The organism is Streptomyces sp. NPDC079020 (genome assembly GCF_044542225.1).
GTDB lineage: Bacteria > Actinomycetota > Actinomycetes > Streptomycetales > Streptomycetaceae > Streptomyces.
In genome coordinates this window covers 62,014-79,252 of record NZ_JBITUB010000012.1, presented here as the reverse complement: position 1 = coordinate 79,252, position 17,239 = coordinate 62,014, and the positions used below count along the sequence as shown (strand labels likewise).

The following is a 17,239-nucleotide window of genomic DNA, read 5'->3' as shown; positions in this document are numbered from 1 at the left end:
ATGGGCCCCCGGCTGCCTCCGCAGCGGTCCCCGGGAACTCCCCGTACCTCACCTCCGACTACTGGAAGGAACGCTCAGAGGTACGTGCGCAGTCAGGGCCCTTGGGCCCGGGAGGAGGCCGAGAGGCATGCACTGGTACGAGGACGACGCGCTCTGGTCGGATTTCGCGCCCACGATGTTCCCGCCCGCCCGCGCCGAGGCCGCCGCGGACCTGGTGGGCACCTCCCCCCTGCTGGACTTCGCGCCGGGCTCGCGGGTGCTCGACCTGTGCTGCGGCCCGGGGCTCTTCGTCGTGCCGCTGGCCCTGCGCGGATACGAGGTCACGGGGGTCGACCTCTCGCCCACGATGCTGGAACGGGCCGGCGGTGCCTGTGCGCGGGCGGGCGCCGAAGCGCGGCTGGAGCGGGCGGACATGCTCACGTACGCGGTGCCCGGCGCCTTCGACGTCGTGCTGAACGTCTTCACCTCGTTCGGCTACTTCAACGATCCCGAGGACAACCTCCAGGTGCTCCGCAACGCGTACCGGAGCCTCGCCCCGGGCGGGCAGCTCCTGGTGGACGTCATGGGCAAGGAGGTGCTGGCCGGCTGGATCGGGCGTCCGCAGGCCGTCGATCTGCCGGACGGTTCGTACGTGGTCCAGCGCGATGTCGTCCTCGACAGCTGGCGCCGGCTGCGGACCGACTGGACGCTGGTGCGCGGCACCTCGGCGCGTACCGCCTCCCTGACGTCCTGGCTCTACAGCGCCGCCGAGCTGCAGACGCTGTTCGAGGACGCGGGATTCACCGATGTGGAGTGCTTCGGCGGCTTCGACGGATCCGGCTACGACCACCGGTCCGCCCGTCTGATCGTCCGCGGGCGGCGCAAGTGAGGCCCCGCGCGGAGCCGGGCCCGCGTCCCGCCACCGCCCCGCTCCCCCTCCCCTCCCCCGGCCCCGCCCCCGTCCATGAGCACATCACCGACGCGGTCAGGACACCGGACCTGATCCGGCTGGACGGCGATGTCGTGCTCGCCCGGTTCGAGACGATGAAGGTGTACGCGGCACTCGGCGCCGTCCGCTCGCTCCTGCGCCGCGGACGCGTCGCTCCGGGGCAGACGCTGATCGACAGTTCGAGCGGGATCTACGCCCTGGCCCTCGCCATGGCCTGTCACCGCTACGGGCTGCGGTGCCACATCGTGGCGTCCACCACCGTCGACTCGGTGATGCGCGCCCAGCTGGAGATCCTGGGCGCGACGGTCGACCAGATGCCGCCGTCGCAGAGCCTGCTGCTCGACCAGGAACGCCGCGTACGCCATGTGCGCCGGCTGCTCGCGGAACGCCCCGACTTCCACTGGATGCGGCAGTACCACGACTCCGTCCACTACGAGGGGTACCGCGAGTTCGCCGACCTCATCACCGGGTCGCTGCCCGGGGGGCCGGTGACCGTCGTGGGCGCGGTGGGCACCGGAGCGTCCACCGGCGGGCTCGTCCAGGCGCTGCGCGAAACCGGGCGCCCGGTGCGGCTGGTGGGCATCCAGCCGTTCGGCAGCGTGACGTTCGGCAGCGAGGGGTTCAGCGACCCGGAAGCCATCATCGCGGGCATCGGCAGCTCCATCCCGTTCGAGAACGTCCGCCACGAGCTGTACGACACCGTCCACTGGCTGGACTTCCGGCACGCGATGGCCGGGGCGGTCGGCCTGCTGCGCCGGCACGCGGTCTTCGCCGGTCTGTCCACCGGTGCGGCGCACCTCGTCGCGTCGTGGGAGGCCGCCCGCGCCCCGGGGCGGCTGCATCTGGTCCTGGGTGCCGACACCGGACACCGGTACGCGGAGCGGGTCTTCGCCCGCCACCGCGAGGCGCTGGACATGTCCGCCCTGCGGCCCCGTCGCATCGAGTCACTGGACGCGCTGCGTCCGCCGTGGTCGGTACTGGAGTGGGCGCGACGCGCCGCACCCGCGTCCGGCAACGCCGGGAACCCCGTCCCCGTACCGACCGTGGAGCTGCTGCCATGACCCTCGTCGCGCTGGAGTCCCTGTCCTTCGGGCTCGGCCGGATGGCGGCGGCCGCCGCGGAGACCGGGCATCGTCTGTGTCTGCTCACGGGCGACCGGTCCGTGTACCGGCACGAGCTCGCCACGCTGCCGCCGGACGCGTTGACCGTCGTCGACGTCGACACGCGCGACCCGTCGGCGACGCGCCGCGCGCTGGCCGCCGTACCCGACGTGGCCGGACTGATCAACACCACCGACACCTGGAGCGTGCCCGCCGCCGAACTCGCGGCCTCCTCCGGGCTGCCGGGCCCCGCCCCCGACGCGGTCCGGCTGCTGCGCGACAAGTCGCGGGTACGCGCCCTGCTGCACGCGCGGGGGCTGAGCCGGAGCACGGCCGTGCGCCTCACCGGGGGACGGCCGGGGGCCGGGGAGGTGCTGCGCCGGGTGGGACTGCCCGCGGTGCTCAAGGACTCGGCGGGCACCTCGTCGCGCAATGTCTGGATCGTCCACGACGAGGAGTCGCTGCACCGGGCTCTGGACGAGGCCGCCCAACAGCCGTTGATGGGCTCGCTGTTCGCCGAGGCGTTCCTCGCCGGGCCGCTGTACAGCGCGGAGACGCTGAGCTGGGACGGCACCACCCGGCTGCTCGGTGTGCTCAGCCGCCAGACCTCCCGGGAACCTGCGGTACGGGAGGAGGCGGCCGCGTTTCCGGTGGCGCTGCCCGACGACGAGGCCCCCGGCCACGAGGCCCCCGACGACGAACCCGGTGACGGGCACGGCGGCGCGCGGAACGACGGCGGCCGGCGCGGGATCGAACGCTGGGCCGGCCGGGTCCTGCACGCGGCCGGGCACCACCGGGGCTTCGCCCATGTGGAGTTCATCCTCACCGCGCACGGCCCGGAACTGGTCGAGATCAACCGCAGGATCGGCGGTGCCCTGGTGGGCGAGGTGCTGTGCCGCTCGCTGGGAACGAACGTGTACACGGCGATGATGGAGGAGGCACTCGGCCGCAGGCCGGGTCTGATGGACGCCCCGCTGGACCGTACGGGGCCCGCGTACGGCTTCGTCCTCGTCCATGCGGACCGCCCGGGAGTGCTCAAGGGCTGGCACGGTCTGGGTGAACTGGCCGCGTTCCCCGGCTCCGTGCAGTGGTATCCCACCCGGGAGCCCGGTGAGACCCTCGCCCATGTCACCGACCAGCGGGGCTGCACCGGCATCGTGCTGGCCGAGGCGGCCACCGCCGAGCTGGCACAGCACCGGGCCTGGAGCGCGGCGACCCGGGTGCGCCCGATCGTCGTCGGCGGGGCGTGAGCGTGCGGAGCACCGGCGTACGGGCGGGCGGCGGCGGACGAACGGCCGGCTGCGGACGCGGCGGGCGGTGAACGGACGGCGGTCGGGCGGGGCGGTGGACGGTGGACGCGTGCCCGGCCGACGGCGGTTCACCGCTCCGCAGGTGTTCCTGCTGGCCGGTTCCTTCCTGATCACGCTGGGCAGCTTCGCCGTCCTGCCGTACATGTCGGTGCTGCTGCACCAGCGGCTCGGGCTGGGTCTGGGCACGGTCGGCTCCGTGCTGGCCGTCGCCTCGCTGATCCAGTTCTCCGGGGGCATCGTCGCGGGGCCGGTGACCGGGCGGATCGGGCTGCGGAGGTCGATGCTGCTGGCGCTGGCTCTGCGTACCGCCGGGTTCGCGGCGTTCGTACCGGGGCTGACCAGTCCGGTCCTCGCGGTCGGGGCCCTGTTCCTGGTGTCGGCCGGGGCCGCGCTCTATCTGCCCGCCAACAAGGCGTACCTGGTGGACGGCGCCACCGGGGCGGAACGGCCCCGGCTGCTGTCGGCGAGCGGTTCGGCGTTCAACGCGGGCATGGCGCTGGGGCCGCCGCTCGCCGCACCGCTCGTCCTCGGCTCGCCCGCCGTGCTCTTCTCCTGCGTCACCGGGCTGTTCACGCTCGTGGGCATCGGCCACGCGCTGCTGCCTCCGGCGAAGGGGAAGGGGAAGGGGACCGCCACAGGGACGACGGCACCGGAGCGGAAGGCGACGCCGCCAACGGCGGACCGGCCTGACGGGAACGGTGAGGACCGGAGCGGTGAGGACGGGAGCACGGAGGACCCGAGCGCCGGGAGCGGGGGCGGTGACCGGCGGCGGGAACCTTCGCCCTTCGCGGTGACGGTCCTGAGCGTGTACGTGTTCATGTTCTTCCAGCACTATCTGGCGCTGTACGCGGTGCCGCTTACCTCGGCGGCCTTCTACGGAGCCGTGCTGACGGGCTACGCCGGCCTCCTGGTCCTCGCGCAGCCACTGCTGTCCCGGCGGATCGCCGCCCTGACGTACCGGGGCGCGATGCGGCTGGGCTTCGGAGCCATGGCGGCGGGTACGGCGGGCATCGGCCTGGGCGGACACGTGGGCATCGGCGCGGGCAGCGCCCTGATGTGCCTGGGGGAAGCCGTTCTCTTCCTGAAGAACGACCTGGAGGCCCTGGCACGCTCCCCCGCCCCCGCGGCGGCGGTCTTCGGGCGCCAGCGACTGGCGGCGGGCATCGGCGCGTTCGGGAGCGGGGTGGTCGGCGGTCTGCTGTACGGGGCGGCGGAGGCGGCCGGCTCCGCACGGGGTTTCTGGGCCGCGGTGTGTCTCCAGGGGCTGCTGCTGCCTCTGGTCCTCCTCGGCGGGCGGGCGGCACCGGCATCCGGGGCCGCCCGCCGCCCGAGCACGCAACGGCCGCCGGGCGGACCCGGCGGACCGTTCCGTACCTCGCGCTGAGGGAGAGCTCTCAGGGGCTGTCCCGGCACGGGACGTACGGGTCCGCGGGGTTGCCGGTGCGGGTGGCGGGCTGCCGTCCGCCGGGCTCCGGACCCCACAGCTCCGCGAGATCCCGCCGGGCACGGGCCACCCGGGAGCGCACCGTACCGATGGGGCATCCGGCCGCGGCGGCCGCCTCCTCGTAGGAGAGACCCAGGAGCTGGGTGAGCACGAAGGCCTGCCGGCGGGCGGGCTCCAGACTCCGCAACGCGTCGAACACCGCGACGGACTCGTCGAATCCGGGCAGGTGACGGGGCTGGGCACGCTCCACCGCGGCCTGCCAGTCGGCGGTGTCGGCGATCCTGGGACGGGCGGCGGCCGTGCGGTGACGGTCGATCACGACGCGCCGCGCGATCGACAGCAGCCAGGTCCGCGCGCAGGAACGGCCCGCGAATCGCGCCAGACCGGTCATGGCCCGCAGATAGGTCTCCTGGGCCAGGTCGTCGGCGCCCGGGACATCCGCGCTGAGATGGGCGACGAACCGTCGTACGTCGTCGTAGGTCGCCCGGACGAACTGCTCGGCGGCCTCCCGGTCGCCGCCTCCGGCGGCGAGTGCCCAGCCGGTGATCTGTAAGTCGTTCTGCCGGGCGGAGAACACCCGGGGCCGGGGCACCCGTACGGGGATCCGCGGTGCCGGGGCCGGCGGTGCGGAGGGCACCCGTGCGGGGAGCGCCTGGGCAGGGGACATCGGGGCAGGGGGCATCGCCATGGTTCCTTCGCGTCCTCGCGGAGCCGCGGCGTACCCGCGCGCGGCTCCTCGTCGCCGTCTCCCGGGGCGGTGTCGCCCGTGGGACCGGCATGCCTGTCGCAGGTGCCGCACCCGGGGTGGGCGCGCGCACCCGCAACCGCCCCGGGGCATACCGGCCCGACGGGGCGGGTGAAGGTCAGAGAAGGCGGACGCGCGGGGGTGGTCCCCGCCGGGAGAGCCCGTGCAGCGCGAGGAGGTCCTGGAGGCGGCGCCCCGGCCTGCGCCGGGGCCGCCACCGTGCCAAGGGGCTCCGGCCCGCCTCACGGGCCGACCAGAGCCGCCAGGCCGACCGCAGCGGGGCACACACGAACAGGGCCAGGGAGCGGCCGAGTTGGAGGAGCGCCGCCTCACCGCCCCACAGCCACCAGCCGCAGAGCAGTCCGGCGATCACATGCGCCATGAGCATGCCCACACCGGCCGGGGAGCCGTCGAGGACCGACGCCGACGCCATCGCGTCCACGGGGGCCCCGGACATCGTGTCGTGCGCCGCATGCGTCATGGCACCGGAGGAGGAACCGGCGCTCCCCCGGCCGCCCGCCCCCATGGCACCCGGCAGACAGGGCTGCACGGAGGTGAAGAAGGTGTGCAGCGACAGCTGGCCCACGGCGCCCGCCGCCACGGTCACGGGTGCGCTCCGCGCACGGCCCGCCAGCCACCAGCCGCCTCCGCACACCAGCAGGAAGGCGGACACGAGGCCGAGCGGCGGCAGGCTCCCGCCGGACATGAGCGCGTGCCCGAGCCCGGACACGGCGACGCACACGACCGCGAACATCACGGTCCGTACGAGGCGGGGTGCGGGTCCGGCTCCCATGGCGGCCATCGTGCCAGCGTCACCTGCCCCCACGAGAAGAGCAACAGATCACCGGATAGCCGCAGTTCATCCGACATCAGGCGATACACGTAGTGAGTGATCCATATCACACGCACCTCCGGGGAACTTTCCCCCTCTCCCTCCCGACTGCTCCAACAACGCTTCTGCGCATGCCTCGTGGCCCGGGGCCACGCATCCGCCCCGCCAGCCGACGCCACCGAAGAGGCCGTATGACGAACCCGCCCGCCGCACCCGAACCGGCCGAGACCGCCGCCCCCGCACATGCCCCCGCACCGGCCGGCAGCCCAGGTCCCGGTCCCGGCCCCCTCCCGGAACCCGGCGCCGGCGTCGATCCCGGCGCCGCCCCCGGCCCTCGGCAGCCTCGGCCCACCCTCCGGTCCGATCTGCGCGCCTCCCTGCCCGACGGCCTCGTCGCCCTCGCCGTGACCGCGGCTGTCTTCGCGCTGCTCTACGTCCGGATCCGCGACAAGTCCTCCTCGACCGTCACCGTCATGCCGTTCATGGCCGACGCGGGCGGCTTCTGGATGTACTTCCTGAGCCAGGCGTTCGGCTGGTCCGCGCTGCTCTGGGCCTGGGGAACGGTCGTCCTCGGCCTCCTGCTGTCCGGCTCCCGCCCGGGGCGCCGGCCGGTTTCGGGCCCGCGTCTGGAACGCCTGCACCGCACCACGAGCCTCAACACCATCGCGCTCATCGCGGCCCACGCGCTGCTGTTCGCCGCGGAGCTGGTCCGGCACGACACGGCGGCCTGGAACTCGGCACTCGCCACCGCCCTCACAGAAGCGCTCGTCCCCGGCGGCTACGACTCGGGCACCGGCCGCGTCGCCATCCCCGTCGGGCAGGCGGCCCTCTATCTCGCGATACCGCTGGGCCTGCTCTTCTACGTGAGACATCGCATCGGCCCCAGGACCTGGCGCGTCCTGCACCGCTGCGTGATCGTCGTCTATGTGCTGAGCGTCTGGCACACCCTGCTCTACGGGACGAACGTCTGGTACGACGGCTGGTTCCGCACCAGCGTGTGGCTCCTCCAGCTGCCGATCGCGGCCCTGCTGCTCCTGCGCCTCCTGCGGCCGGCCCGCCGCTCGGAACGGCTGCCCGCCCGGCCCGGCGGCGACGGCCCTCGCGGATCCTGGGGACGCTGGAGCCTTCGCCTGGGCGGCCGTCTCGTCGTGGCCGGAATCCTGGTGGCCCTCGTCGCCGTCGTGGTCGGCGGCAACGACGGCGGCCGGTCCGTACCGCCGGACGACACGTCCTCCAGCCACAACCACGACTGACGCAGCCCGCCGGGGCGCCGCGCGCCGGGCGGCCGTAGCGTAACGGGAGGACCCCGTTCCGGGACGTATGGCTGCCAACCGGGACACACAGCAGGCAAAGGAGGGCTTCGGACCTGCGGTCAGGGCCGAAAGTCCCTCCCGTTCCGGCCCCACGAGGACAAGGCTGGGACGCGCAGGCCCCGCACCCTGGAGGGAACCATGACCACCAACGAGCTTCCCGTGATCGCCGCCGTGGACGGTTCGCCGCACAGTTGGGACGCGCTCGACTGGGCCACCCACGAGGCCGTGCGGCGGCGTCTGCCCCTGATGATCGTGCACGTCCGGCCGCTCACCCGCCGGATCGGCCAGGAGACTCAGCAGCGCGAGGCCGAGGAACTGCTCACCGAGTCCGTGCGCCGGACCAAGCTGATCGCCCCGGAGCTGCACCCCTCGACCCTCGCGCCGCTGGACTTCCCCTCGGCCGCGCTGGTCTCGCTCAGCGGCGACGCGTCGATGGTCGTGGTGGGTTCGCGCGGTCTCGGCGGATTCCGGTCGCTGATGATCGGCTCCAACAGCCTGGCGACCGCCTCGATGGCCCAGTGCCCCGTCGTCGTCATCCACAGCGGCCGCGGTGACGAGGACGACGCGGCGGCCACCGAACCCGTCTTCCCCGACATCGTCGCGGGGGTGGCCGCCGACGAGAGCAGCGAGGCGGTGCTGGACTTCGCCTTCGAGACCGCCGCCTCCCGGCCGGGCGCACGGCTGCGCATCGTGCACGGCTGGACGATGTTCTCCTCGATGCTGTCGGGCGGCCCCGTCTTCGACCGGGAGGCCGCGGCAGACTCGGCGGAGCGGACCCTCGCGGAACTCACCGCGGGCCGGCAGGAGAAGTACCCGCAGGTGGAAGTCGTACGCGAACCGGTCAGCGGTTCCGCTTCACGCACCCTGGTCACCGCTTCGGCCACGGCGGCGCTGACCGTGATCGGACGGCGCAAGGGCGGCGAGTCGCTGGGACTGGGGCTGTCGCCGGTGGCACAGACGACCGTCACACACGCGCTGGGGCCGGTGGCCGTCGTCCCCTGCTGAGGCCGACGGCGCAGTCCGTTGCCGTCCGCGCCGACGCGGACGGCAACCGTCCGTGCGAGCCTCTTGGCCTCGCGCACGTCCTGACGGAGACTTGGCCGATGACACAGCGTGTGGCACTCGCGACCGTAATGGATCAGCTCGCCATCGATGCCGTGATCACTGACTACGCGGTGGCCGTCGACGACGGCGCCTGGTCGGACTACGGCTCCCTGTTCACCCCGGACGGCCGCGCCGACTACCGCGGCGCGGGCGGTGTGGAGGGGCCGGCCGCCGAGGTCACGCAGTGGCTGGCGGAGACGATGCGGCTCTTCTCCGTACGTCAGCATCTGATCGTCAACCGCCGGATCGGCCTCCAGGATCTGGGCGGCTACCCGGGTGACCGTGCCGAGGTGCAGGCCGACTACCTCAACCCGATGCGACTGGCCGCCCCGGCGACGGCCGGTGTCCCCGCCGAGGGCGGGGACACCGCACCGGACTTCGTCTCCGGCGGCCGGTACGCCTTCGAGCTGTCGCGTACGGAGCCGGGCTGGCGGATCCGCAGTGTCGTCGTCCACGAGAAGTGGCGGCGGACGCCGACCCGCCCGAACTCCGCCTGAGCCGTTCCGCGTCGCCGCTCCCCAGCACCGCCCCGGCAGCGCTTGCTCCCGCCCCCACCGGCGACGCGCCGCGGTCCGGTGCCCTGTCCCCTCCGGTTGCCCTCCCGCACACTGGGCACGAAGAGGGTGTCCGGCGGAAACGGACCGCTCACCCGGACAGGACGAGGAGGACTCGGCATGCGGAAGCGGCGCGGGCACGTTCCGGCCGGCCGGGTCCCGGCCGACGGCACCCCTGCCGCTCGGACCCCCGGCGGTGCGCGTGCGGCGGGTGAACGGCTGCTGGCCTCACCCTGGGGACGCGGCGCCGCCGCCCTGCTCGCGGGCGCGCTGCCGGCCCTCGCGTTCCCCGCTCCGGGGCTCCTGTGGTTCGCCTGGGTCGCGCTGGTCCCCTGGCTGCTGCTGATCCGGTCGGCGGGGACGGCGCGCCGTGCGGCGCTGGACGCCTGGATCGGCGGCACCGGCTTCATGCTGGCCGTGCATCACTGGCTGATGCCGAGCCTGCATGTGTTCATCGTGGTCCTGGCGGCGCTGCTGGGCCTGCTCTGGGCTCCATGGGGGCTGCTGGTGGCCGCGCTGCTCGGCGGCCGCCCGTCCGCCCTGCGTTCGGTGGCCGCGGTCGTCCTCGTACCGTCCGGCTGGCTGATGATCGAGCTCGTCCGCTCCTGGGAGGGCCTGGGCGGTCCCTGGGGCCTTCTCGGCGCCTCCCAGTGGGAGTTCGCGCCCGCGCTGCGGGTGGCGTCGGTGGGCGGCGTGTGGCTGGTGAGCCTGCTGGTGCTGGCCGTCAACACGGGCGTCGCACTGCTGCTCGTCGCGCCCGCCGCCCGTGCCGCCACCGGTCTCTCCCTCCTGGCGTGCGCCGTGACCGTGGCGGCGATGTGGAGCTGGGCGCCGCGGCCGGAGCGCGCCGGGACGGCCCGGATCGCCGTCGTGCAGCCGGGTGTTGTCGAGGGGCCGGGCAGTGTGGAGCGCCGCTTCGCGCGCAGCGAGGAGCTGACCCGTTCGCTGGCGGGGCGCGATCTCGATCTCGTGGTGTGGGGCGAGAGCAGTGTCGGGGTGGATCCGCTGCGGAGCCCGGGGGCCGCGGCGCGGCTCGCGGCGCTCTCGCGCCTGGTGGGCGCCGAGCTGCTGGTGAATGTGGACGCGCGGCAGACGGACGCGTCGGGCCGGACCGGGATCTTCAAGTCCGCGGTGCTGATCGGACCGGGCGGGCCCACCGGGGACCGCTACGACAAGATGCGGCTGGTGCCGTTCGGCGAATACGTCCCCGCGCGTGCGGCGCTGGGCTGGGCGACCTCGGTCGGCAAGGCCGCGGGAGAGGACCGGCTGCGCGGCACCCGGCCGGTGGTGATGGCCCTGCCGGGCGAACAGGGGCTGCGGTTCGGGCCGCTCGTGTGCTTCGAGTCGGCGTTCCCCGACATGAGCAGGCAGCTGACCCGGGACGGTGCGCGGCTGCTGATCGCCCAGTCCTCGACCTCCTCGTTCCAGCACAGCTGGGCACCCGCACAGCACGCGTCGCTCGGGGCGCTCCGGGCCGCCGAGACAGGCCGCCCGATGGTGCACGCGACACTCACCGGAATCAGCGCGGCGTACGGGCCGGGGGGCGACCGGGTGGGCGCCCCGCTCGGCACGGGGACGAGCGCCGCCGCCGTGTTCGACGTACCGCTGACCCGCGGCATCACGCTCTACGTCCGGTTCGGCGACTGGCCGGTGTACGGCGCGCTGGCGGCGCTCGCGGCCCTGTGCGCCGCCGAGGGGCTGCGGTTCCTCAGGAGGCCTGCTCCAGCGACTCCCGCACCACCCGTTCGCACAGCTCATGGGTCGCCAGGGCGTCCCGGGCGCTGAGGACCTTCCCGGCGCGGACGGCGTCCAGGAACGACAGCACGCTCTGCTCGATGCCGCGCTGCCGGGCGACCGGCACCCAGTCGCCGCGCCGCCGCAGCGTGGGCTGCCCCTTGTGGTCGATGACGTCGGCGAGGTTCACGACCTGGCGCTTGGTGTCCTGGCCGGAGACTTCGAGGAGTTCCTCGGTCGATCCGCTGAGCCGGTTCATCAGGCCGATGGCGGTGAATCCGTCGCCGGACAGCTGGAGCACCACGTGGTGCATCAGCCCGTCGACGACGCGGGCGCGTACGGACGTGTGGTCGACGGGCCCCGGCACCAGGAAGCGCAGGGTGTCGACGACATGGATGAAGTCGTCCAGCACCAGGGTGCGCGGATCCTCGGGCAGCCCGACCCGGTTCTTCTGCATCAGGATCAGTTCGCGAGGGTGCTCCAGGCACTGCGCGTAACCGGGCGCGAGCCTGCGGTTGAAGCCGACGGCGAGGCTGGTGCCCCGTCGCTCGGCCAGCTCCACCAGGCGCTCGGAGCCGGCGAGTTCGTAGGCGAGCGGCTTGTCGACATAGGTGGGGACACCGGCTTCCAGGAGGCGGCCGACGATCTCCGGGTGCGCCGACGTCGGGGCGTGCACGAAGGCCGCGTCCAGATCCTGGGCGAGCAGCGAGTCGAGCGAGGTGTGACGCTGTGCGGCGGGGATCCGGTGGGTCTCGGCGACCGCGTCGAGCGTCGCGGGCGTACGGGTCTGCAGATGCAGTTCGACCCCCGGCAGCATGGTCAGCACCGGCAGGTAGGCCTTCTGCGCGATGTCGCCGAGCCCGATGCAACCGACCTTCACAAAGATCTCCCTATCGCTGTCCTACGCCTGACGTGGTCCCGGCAGCATACGTGCGCCGCGGCGGCGGCCGGTCGGCGAAGCGGCCGGAGGTGCGCAGGAGGCGTGCGGAGGTACAGCGGGACAGGCGGCGGCGCCCGCTCTGCGCGCGGCCGGGAAAACGCCTGGCAGCGGCCATGATCAATGAGTGAGGATGGCCGCCATGACTACTGTGGAACGCTCCGAACCCGCCATCGATGCCGCCGAACGCCCCATGCTGGAGGGCTGGCTGGACTTTCACCGCGAGACGCTCGCCATGAAGTGCGCGGGCCTCACCGACGCCCAGTTGCGCGAGGCGTCCGTACCGCCGTCCGAATTCACCCTGCTCGGTCTCGTGCGGCATATGGCGGAGGTCGAACGCGGCTGGTTCCGCGAGGTGCTGGCCGGTGAGGACGTGGCGCCGATCTACGGCACCGACGAGGATCCGGACGGCGAGTTCCACCTCACCGAGGCCGACACCTGGGCGGAGGCGGAGGCCACCTGGCGTGCGGAGATCGCGCAGGCCCGGGAGATCGCCGCGAGGACGGGCGTCGACGACATGTCCGTGGGGCTGAGCCGGAAGGGCAAGCCGTTCAACCTGCGCTGGATCTACACGCACATGATCGAGGAGTACGCCCGGCACAACGGCCACGCCGACCTGGTGCGCGAGCGGATCGACGGCGCCACCGGCGCCTGACGGCCACCGCCGCGCCGTAGCGGCCGCGTCACTCGTGCGGGCCAATCCTGCCGCACCGGCTCCCCGGGCGGCCTCCCGCACAGCAGAGTTGCCCGGGTGCATCGAACGAGAATCACCGCGAAGCTCCTGGTGGGAATGGCCGTCACAGCGGTCTCCGGCTGTGTGTCGGTGGAGCCCCCGGCGGAACTCCCGCCGCGCCCCGGCTCCAGCAGCCCGGTCCAGGACGTGACGCCGCAGATCGTGCAGCCGCCCGCCGCCCACGAGGCCCTGGAATCCTTGGAGTCGGAGTCCCTCCCCGGCCCCAGGCCCTCCCCCGTGGCCTCCGCGCCGTCTTCCGCCTCCGTCCATCGGGCCCCCGCGGAAGTCCGGCGTCCCGCGCCGCTGCCGCCCCGGCTGCGGGAGGCCGTGGAGTCACCGAAGCGGTGGACCCCGCGCCTGCCGCCGCGTGCGCAGCCCCCCGAGTCACGGGCCGTACCCCGTCCCCCCGGCGGCAGCCCCTCGGATGTCTGCGCGCTGGGCCGGGGGTACGGGCGCTGGCCGGCCGGCAGTCCCCAGTCCAGGATCTGCGAACGGACCTACGGGGACTGAGCCCCGGGGCCCGGCCCGGGGGTCATCGCTGCCGCATCCGCAGTTCCAGCCGGTCGATGGCGGCGCGGACCCCTCCGCCGTGCCCGCCGTCCGCGAGGCCGTCGGCGGCGGCCCTGGCCCGGTGCAGATGGATCCGGGCGGCCTCGGGGCGCTGGAGCTTCAGATAGTCCGCCGCGAGGCTGAGATGCAGTGAAGGGGAGAAGGACCGCACCGCCACGGCGTCGCGGTGCTCCGCCGCACGCTCGCCGCTCAGCTCCTCCGCGGCCGTCAACGCCCGAAGGTCCCAGGCCAGTTCATCACCCGGGTCGTCCTGGGTGTCGGCCATGTAGTGCGCGAGGGTGCAGCGGTGGAGAGCGTCGCCGTCCTCACCGATCTCCGACCAGAGGGCGCCGAAGCGGTTGCGGGCCTCCTCCCGGTCACCACCGTGGAGCAGCATGACCGCCTGGCCGATCCTGGTCGTGACGGCGTCCGGGGACGCCTCCTGCCGCTCCGCCACTGCGCTCTCCCTCGTGCCCCGTACCGCCGGTCGCGGTCGTGCCGACGCCGGGGCCGTCCCGTAGCCCCTGACGGGCGCACGGCGACGGCCACGGCACCTCGCGGCGTTGCCGGAACGTCCGCATACGTCCAGTATGCGGACGTCCCTCCGCCTTGCGGTGCACCCCGCTTCCGATGCCGCGCGCCGGTCCGCCGGGGATGGCGTGGCGGCCCCTGGCCGAAGCCGTCACCCTTCCCGCCGCCCGCGGGCGGCGGCCCGTCGGCCGGGCTCAGCCCAGGTCGGGGATGCGCCAGTCGATGGCCTCGTGCCCCTGGGCGGCGACCGCCTCATTGATCTGGGTGAAGGGACGGGAGCCGAAGAACTTCTTCGCCGAGAGCGGTGAGGGGTGTGCGCCCTTCACCACCACGTGGCGCTCCTCGTCGATCAGCGGAAGCTTCTTCTGGGCGTAGTTGCCCCAGAGGACGAAGACCGCCGGGTCGGGGCGCGAGGCCACCGCGCGGATCACCGCGTCGGTGATCTTCTCCCAGCCCTTCCCCTTGTGCGAGTTGGCCTCACCGGCCCGTACCGTCAGCACAGCGTTGAGCAGGAGAACGCCCTGCTCGGCCCACGGCATCAGATACCCGTTGTCCGGGACCGGCAGGCCGAGTTCCTCCTTCATCTCCTTGTAGATGTTGCGCAGCGAGGGCGGAGTCTTGACCCCCGGGAGCACGGAGAAGCACAGCCCGTGCCCCTGGCCCTCGCCGTGATACGGGTCCTGGCCCAGGATGAGGACCTTCACCCGGTCGTACGGAGTGGCGTCCAGCGCGGCGAAGACCTGCTCGCGCGGCGGATACACCGGCCCCTTGGCCCGCTCTTCCTCAACGAAGTCCGCCAGCTCCTTGACGTACGGCTTCTGCAGCTCTTCGCCGAGGACGCCGCGCCAGGACTCGGGCAGCAGGTCGGTGTCGGTCACGTCCACAACCTCCGGTAAGCAATCAGTTCTTGATCACAGAACCTACCGGGCACCACTGACAACGGGCGTTCGAGGCCTACCAGCTGGTCTTGCGGTACAGCTCCCACAGCTGCATGACGGTCTGCGGGTCCAGTGCGCGCTCGCCGCCGCCGATGTCCTCGCCGGAGGCGATGTACAGCTTGCCCTGCCACAGCGGCAGCAGCCGGACGTCCTCCACCAGGATCTCCTGGGCCCGTTCGAACTGCTTGCTGACCGCGCCCCGGTCGCTCTCCTGCCGCGTGGAGGGGATCAGCTGCTCGTTGATCTCCTTGTTCATGTACGGGGTCCCGGTGACGCTCTCCTTGCCCATGAAGGGGGCGATGAAGTTGTCGGGGTCCGGGAAGTCGGGGAACCAGCCACGGCCGAAGACGGGGTACTCCCCCTTGGTGAAGCCCTCCTGGAAGTCCGTCCACGGCTCGCCCTTGAGCGTGATGTCGAAGAGGCCCGAATCCTCCAGCTGACGCTGGAGCTCCTCGAACTCGGGCTCCGTGGAGGAGCCGTACCGGTCGGTGGTGTACCAGAAGGTCATCTTGACGGGCTTGGTGATGCCCGCGTCGGTCAGGATCTTCCTGGCCTTCTTCACGTCCGGGTCGCCGAAGGTGTCGAAGAAGCTCGTGGTGTGCCCGGCGATACCCTTGGGGACCATGGAGTACAGCGGCTCGGCGGTGCCCTGGTAGACCTTGGCGACCAGCTCGTCCCGGTTCACGAGGTGCGCGATGGCCTTCCGGACGGCGGGCTTTCCGGCGGCCTCGTCCTTCGGGTTGAAGACGAGGAAGCGGATGTCGGCGCCGACCGTCTCGACGATCTGGAGTCCTTCGTTGTCGGCCTTGTTGTCCTCCAGGCTGACGACCTCCTCGGCGGTCAGACCCCGGTAGATCGCGTCGATCTTCTTCTTCTTGAGCGCGGTCACCATCTGCGCGGATTCCTTGAAGTACTGGACGGTGACCGCGTTGTTCTTGCGGTTGGCGAAGCCCTTGTAGTCGGGGTTCTTCGTCATCTCGGACGCGACCCTGGGCTTGTAGGAGTCCAGGAGGTACGGGCCGGAGCCGGTGACCTTGCCGTCGTCGCGGAGCTTGTCCTTGGGGTAGTCACCGGGCGCGACGAGCGACATCGCGGGGGTGGCCAGGATGAAGGGGAACGTGGCGTCCGACTTGTTGAGGTGGAAGATGACGGTGTCGTCGCCCTTGGTCTCCACCCGGTCGAGGGAACCGAGCATGCCGATGGGGCCGCCCTTGACCTTGATCCTCACGATCCGGTCGATGCTGTACTTCACGGCCTCGGCGTCGAGCCGCTCGCCGTTGGAGAACTTCAGGCCCCTGCGGAGCGTGCACCGGTAGGCCATGCTCGTGGCATCGGTGAACTTGCAGTTCTCCGCGGCGTCGGGCTCGGGACTGGTGGTGCCGGTGGGGAAACTGACCAGCGTCTGGAAGACGTTGCGCATCAGCTCCCAGGAGCTGTCCCAGGCGGCCGCCGGATCCAGGGTCGAGGGCGAGCTCGTCGAGCCGACAACGATCTTCTGGTCGGTGTCCGAGTCACTGCCGGAGAGCAGACCGCAGCCGGCCAGCAAAGAAAGGGAAGCAAGGGCTGCAGCAGCCTGCAGACTGGCCCGGTAGAACACGTGCACGCTCCTCGATCAGCCATGGGTCGGCAGACCATACCGCAGCGCCCTACCGGGTCAATCCCCTGGCCCGGTAGGGCACTTGAGTCAATCAGGGCGAAACCGGTTCAGGCCGTGCTCAGCCCACGCCCGCGTTCAGGAGAATCCCGCCGTCGACCACCAGGGTCTGCCCGGTGATCCAGTCGGACTGCCCGGAGGTGAGGAAGGCAGCCGCACCACCGATGTCCTGCGGCGTTCCGAGCCGGCCGAGCGGATAGGAGGCGACCACCTCCGCCTCACGGCCCTCGTAGAGCGCCTCGGCGAACTTGGTCCTGACCACGGCGGGAGCGATCGAGTTGACCCGGACGACCGGTGCGAACTCGTGCGCCAGCTGGAGGGTCAGGTTGACCATGGCCGCCTTGCTCATGCCGTACGCGCCGACGAAGGGCGAGGCGGAGATACCGGCGACCGAGGCGATGTTGACGATCGCCCCGCCGTTCTCCTTCTGCCAGGCCTTCCAGGTCTGCTGGGCGAAGCCCAGCGCCGAGATCACATTGGTCTCGTAGACCTTGCGGACGACGTTGAGGTCGAGCTCGGCGATCGGGCCGAAGACCGGGTTCGTCCCCGCGTTGTTGACGAGGAAGTCGACCCGGCCGAACGCCTCCATGACCTGCTCGACGGCCGCCGCCTGGTGGGCCTCGTCGTGGGCCTTGCCGGCGATCGCGATGACCCTGTCCGAGCCGAGCCGCTCCACGGCCTCGTTGAGGGCGTCCTCGCCGCGGCCCGTGATGCACACCCGGTCGCCGCGGGCGACGAACGCCTCGGCGATGCCGTAGCCGATACCCCGGCTGGCACCCGTGATGAGGGCGACCTTCCCGCTGTCCTGCACCGTCATGATGTCCGTTGCCCTT

Annotated in this window: 17 protein-coding genes; 10 read left to right on the top strand and 7 right to left on the bottom strand. The window is 72.5% G+C overall.

The window, feature by feature from the left end; translation table 11 throughout:
- Nucleotides 1-127: 127 nt before the first annotated feature.
- The 4 genes from ACIGJO_RS24590 (at nucleotide 128) to ACIGJO_RS24575 (ending at nucleotide 4,722) form a co-directional block, all read left to right on the top strand.
- On the top strand, nucleotides 128-868 hold the full coding sequence (locus ACIGJO_RS24590; protein WP_399961418.1) for a class I SAM-dependent methyltransferase: 741 nt from the start codon (nucleotides 128-130) through the stop codon (nucleotides 866-868).
- Nucleotides 865-1,989: a pyridoxal-phosphate dependent enzyme gene (locus ACIGJO_RS24585; protein WP_399961416.1), complete on the top strand. Its 1,125-nt coding sequence runs from the start codon at nucleotides 865-867 to the stop codon at nucleotides 1,987-1,989. Before ACIGJO_RS24590 ends, ACIGJO_RS24585 begins: the two co-directional genes overlap by 4 nt.
- A complete protein-coding gene (locus ACIGJO_RS24580) occupies nucleotides 1,986-3,278 on the top strand; it encodes an argininosuccinate lyase (RefSeq protein ID WP_399961414.1) in 1,293 nt (430 codons plus the stop codon). The genes ACIGJO_RS24585 and ACIGJO_RS24580 overlap by 4 nt, the downstream gene beginning before the upstream one ends.
- 109 nt (nucleotides 3,279-3,387) lie before the next feature.
- A complete protein-coding gene (locus ACIGJO_RS24575) occupies nucleotides 3,388-4,722 on the top strand; it encodes an MFS transporter (protein WP_399961412.1) in 1,335 nt (444 codons plus the stop codon).
- A 10-nt stretch (nucleotides 4,723-4,732) separates the two neighbouring features.
- On the opposite strand, the gene ACIGJO_RS24570 is transcribed toward ACIGJO_RS24575, so the two are convergent.
- Nucleotides 4,733-5,470, bottom strand: a complete 738-nt coding sequence (locus ACIGJO_RS24570) for a sigma-70 family RNA polymerase sigma factor (protein WP_399961410.1) — start codon at nucleotides 5,468-5,470, stop codon at nucleotides 4,733-4,735.
- Between the two features lie 175 nt (nucleotides 5,471-5,645).
- Complete coding sequence (locus ACIGJO_RS24565) at nucleotides 5,646-6,320, bottom strand: hypothetical protein (protein WP_399961408.1); 675 nt, start codon at nucleotides 6,318-6,320, stop codon at nucleotides 5,646-5,648.
- Nucleotides 6,321-6,550: 230 nt separating this feature from the next.
- On the opposite strand from ACIGJO_RS24565, the gene ACIGJO_RS24560 reads away from it, so the two are divergent.
- The 4 genes from ACIGJO_RS24560 (at nucleotide 6,551) to lnt (ending at nucleotide 11,115) form a co-directional block, all read left to right on the top strand.
- Nucleotides 6,551-7,612, top strand: coding sequence for a ferric reductase-like transmembrane domain-containing protein (locus ACIGJO_RS24560; RefSeq protein WP_399961406.1), 1,062 nt, complete (start codon nucleotides 6,551-6,553; stop codon nucleotides 7,610-7,612).
- A 198-nt stretch (nucleotides 7,613-7,810) separates the two neighbouring features.
- Nucleotides 7,811-8,677 (top strand): universal stress protein, encoded by an 867-nt coding sequence (locus tag ACIGJO_RS24555; protein ID WP_399961404.1) that lies wholly within the window; start codon nucleotides 7,811-7,813, stop codon nucleotides 8,675-8,677.
- Nucleotides 8,678-8,775: 98 nt separating this feature from the next.
- Nucleotides 8,776-9,273 (top strand): nuclear transport factor 2 family protein, encoded by a 498-nt coding sequence (locus ACIGJO_RS24550; protein WP_399961402.1) that lies wholly within the window; start codon nucleotides 8,776-8,778, stop codon nucleotides 9,271-9,273.
- Nucleotides 9,274-9,450: 177 nt separating this feature from the next.
- The gene (lnt, locus tag ACIGJO_RS24545) at nucleotides 9,451-11,115 is read left to right on the top strand and encodes an apolipoprotein N-acyltransferase (protein WP_399961400.1); all 1,665 of its coding nucleotides are present in this window, start codon (nucleotides 9,451-9,453) and stop codon (nucleotides 11,113-11,115) included.
- Here the strand turns inward: lnt and ACIGJO_RS24540 are convergent.
- A complete protein-coding gene (locus tag ACIGJO_RS24540) occupies nucleotides 11,039-11,944 on the bottom strand; it encodes a Gfo/Idh/MocA family protein (RefSeq protein ID WP_399961398.1) in 906 nt (301 codons plus the stop codon). The genes lnt and ACIGJO_RS24540 overlap by 77 nt on opposite strands.
- A 199-nt stretch (nucleotides 11,945-12,143) precedes the next feature.
- On the opposite strand from ACIGJO_RS24540, the gene ACIGJO_RS24535 reads away from it, so the two are divergent.
- Complete coding sequence (locus tag ACIGJO_RS24535) at nucleotides 12,144-12,656, top strand: DinB family protein (protein WP_399961396.1); 513 nt, start codon at nucleotides 12,144-12,146, stop codon at nucleotides 12,654-12,656.
- Between the two features lie 96 nt (nucleotides 12,657-12,752).
- Entirely contained in the window at nucleotides 12,753-13,244 is a 492-nt protein-coding gene (locus ACIGJO_RS24530; RefSeq protein WP_399961394.1) for a hypothetical protein, read from the top strand.
- A 22-nt stretch (nucleotides 13,245-13,266) separates the two neighbouring features.
- On the opposite strand, the gene ACIGJO_RS24525 is transcribed toward ACIGJO_RS24530, so the two are convergent.
- The 4 genes from ACIGJO_RS24525 to ACIGJO_RS24510 all read right to left on the bottom strand — a co-directional run bounded on the left by ACIGJO_RS24525 (nucleotide 13,267) and on the right by ACIGJO_RS24510 (nucleotide 17,223).
- The gene (locus ACIGJO_RS24525; RefSeq protein ID WP_399961392.1) at nucleotides 13,267-13,740 is read right to left on the bottom strand and encodes a hypothetical protein; all 474 of its coding nucleotides are present in this window, start codon (nucleotides 13,738-13,740) and stop codon (nucleotides 13,267-13,269) included.
- Between the two features lie 268 nt (nucleotides 13,741-14,008).
- Entirely contained in the window at nucleotides 14,009-14,692 is a 684-nt protein-coding gene (locus ACIGJO_RS24520) for a uracil-DNA glycosylase (RefSeq protein ID WP_399961390.1), read from the bottom strand.
- Between the two features lie 76 nt (nucleotides 14,693-14,768).
- A complete protein-coding gene (locus ACIGJO_RS24515; protein ID WP_399961388.1) occupies nucleotides 14,769-16,349 on the bottom strand; it encodes an ABC transporter substrate-binding protein in 1,581 nt (526 codons plus the stop codon).
- Between the two features lie 118 nt (nucleotides 16,350-16,467).
- Nucleotides 16,468-17,223: an SDR family oxidoreductase gene (locus ACIGJO_RS24510; RefSeq protein ID WP_399961386.1), complete on the bottom strand. Its 756-nt coding sequence runs from the start codon at nucleotides 17,221-17,223 to the stop codon at nucleotides 16,468-16,470.
- Nucleotides 17,224-17,239 lie beyond the last annotated feature (16 nt).

Excerpts from the sequence above, each read along its gene's own strand:
- ACIGJO_RS24590 (WP_399961418.1), top strand. The coding sequence starts at position 128 with ATGCACTGGTACGAGGACGACGCGCTCTGGTCGGATTTCGCGCCCACG.
- ACIGJO_RS24580 (WP_399961414.1), top strand. The coding sequence starts at position 1,986 with ATGACCCTCGTCGCGCTGGAGTCCCTGTCCTTCGGGCTCGGCCGGATG.
- ACIGJO_RS24570 (WP_399961410.1), bottom strand. The coding sequence starts at position 5,470 with ATGGCGATGCCCCCTGCCCCGATGTCCCCTGCCCAGGCGCTCCCCGCA.
- ACIGJO_RS24565 (WP_399961408.1), bottom strand. The coding sequence starts at position 6,320 with ATGGGAGCCGGACCCGCACCCCGCCTCGTACGGACCGTGATGTTCGCG.
- ACIGJO_RS24560 (WP_399961406.1), top strand. The coding sequence starts at position 6,551 with ATGACGAACCCGCCCGCCGCACCCGAACCGGCCGAGACCGCCGCCCCC.
- ACIGJO_RS24555 (WP_399961404.1), top strand. The coding sequence starts at position 7,811 with ATGACCACCAACGAGCTTCCCGTGATCGCCGCCGTGGACGGTTCGCCG.
- ACIGJO_RS24550 (WP_399961402.1), top strand. The coding sequence starts at position 8,776 with ATGACACAGCGTGTGGCACTCGCGACCGTAATGGATCAGCTCGCCATC.
- lnt (WP_399961400.1), top strand. The coding sequence starts at position 9,451 with ATGCGGAAGCGGCGCGGGCACGTTCCGGCCGGCCGGGTCCCGGCCGAC.
- ACIGJO_RS24535 (WP_399961396.1), top strand. The coding sequence starts at position 12,144 with ATGACTACTGTGGAACGCTCCGAACCCGCCATCGATGCCGCCGAACGC.
- ACIGJO_RS24510 (WP_399961386.1), bottom strand. The coding sequence starts at position 17,223 with ATGACGGTGCAGGACAGCGGGAAGGTCGCCCTCATCACGGGTGCCAGC.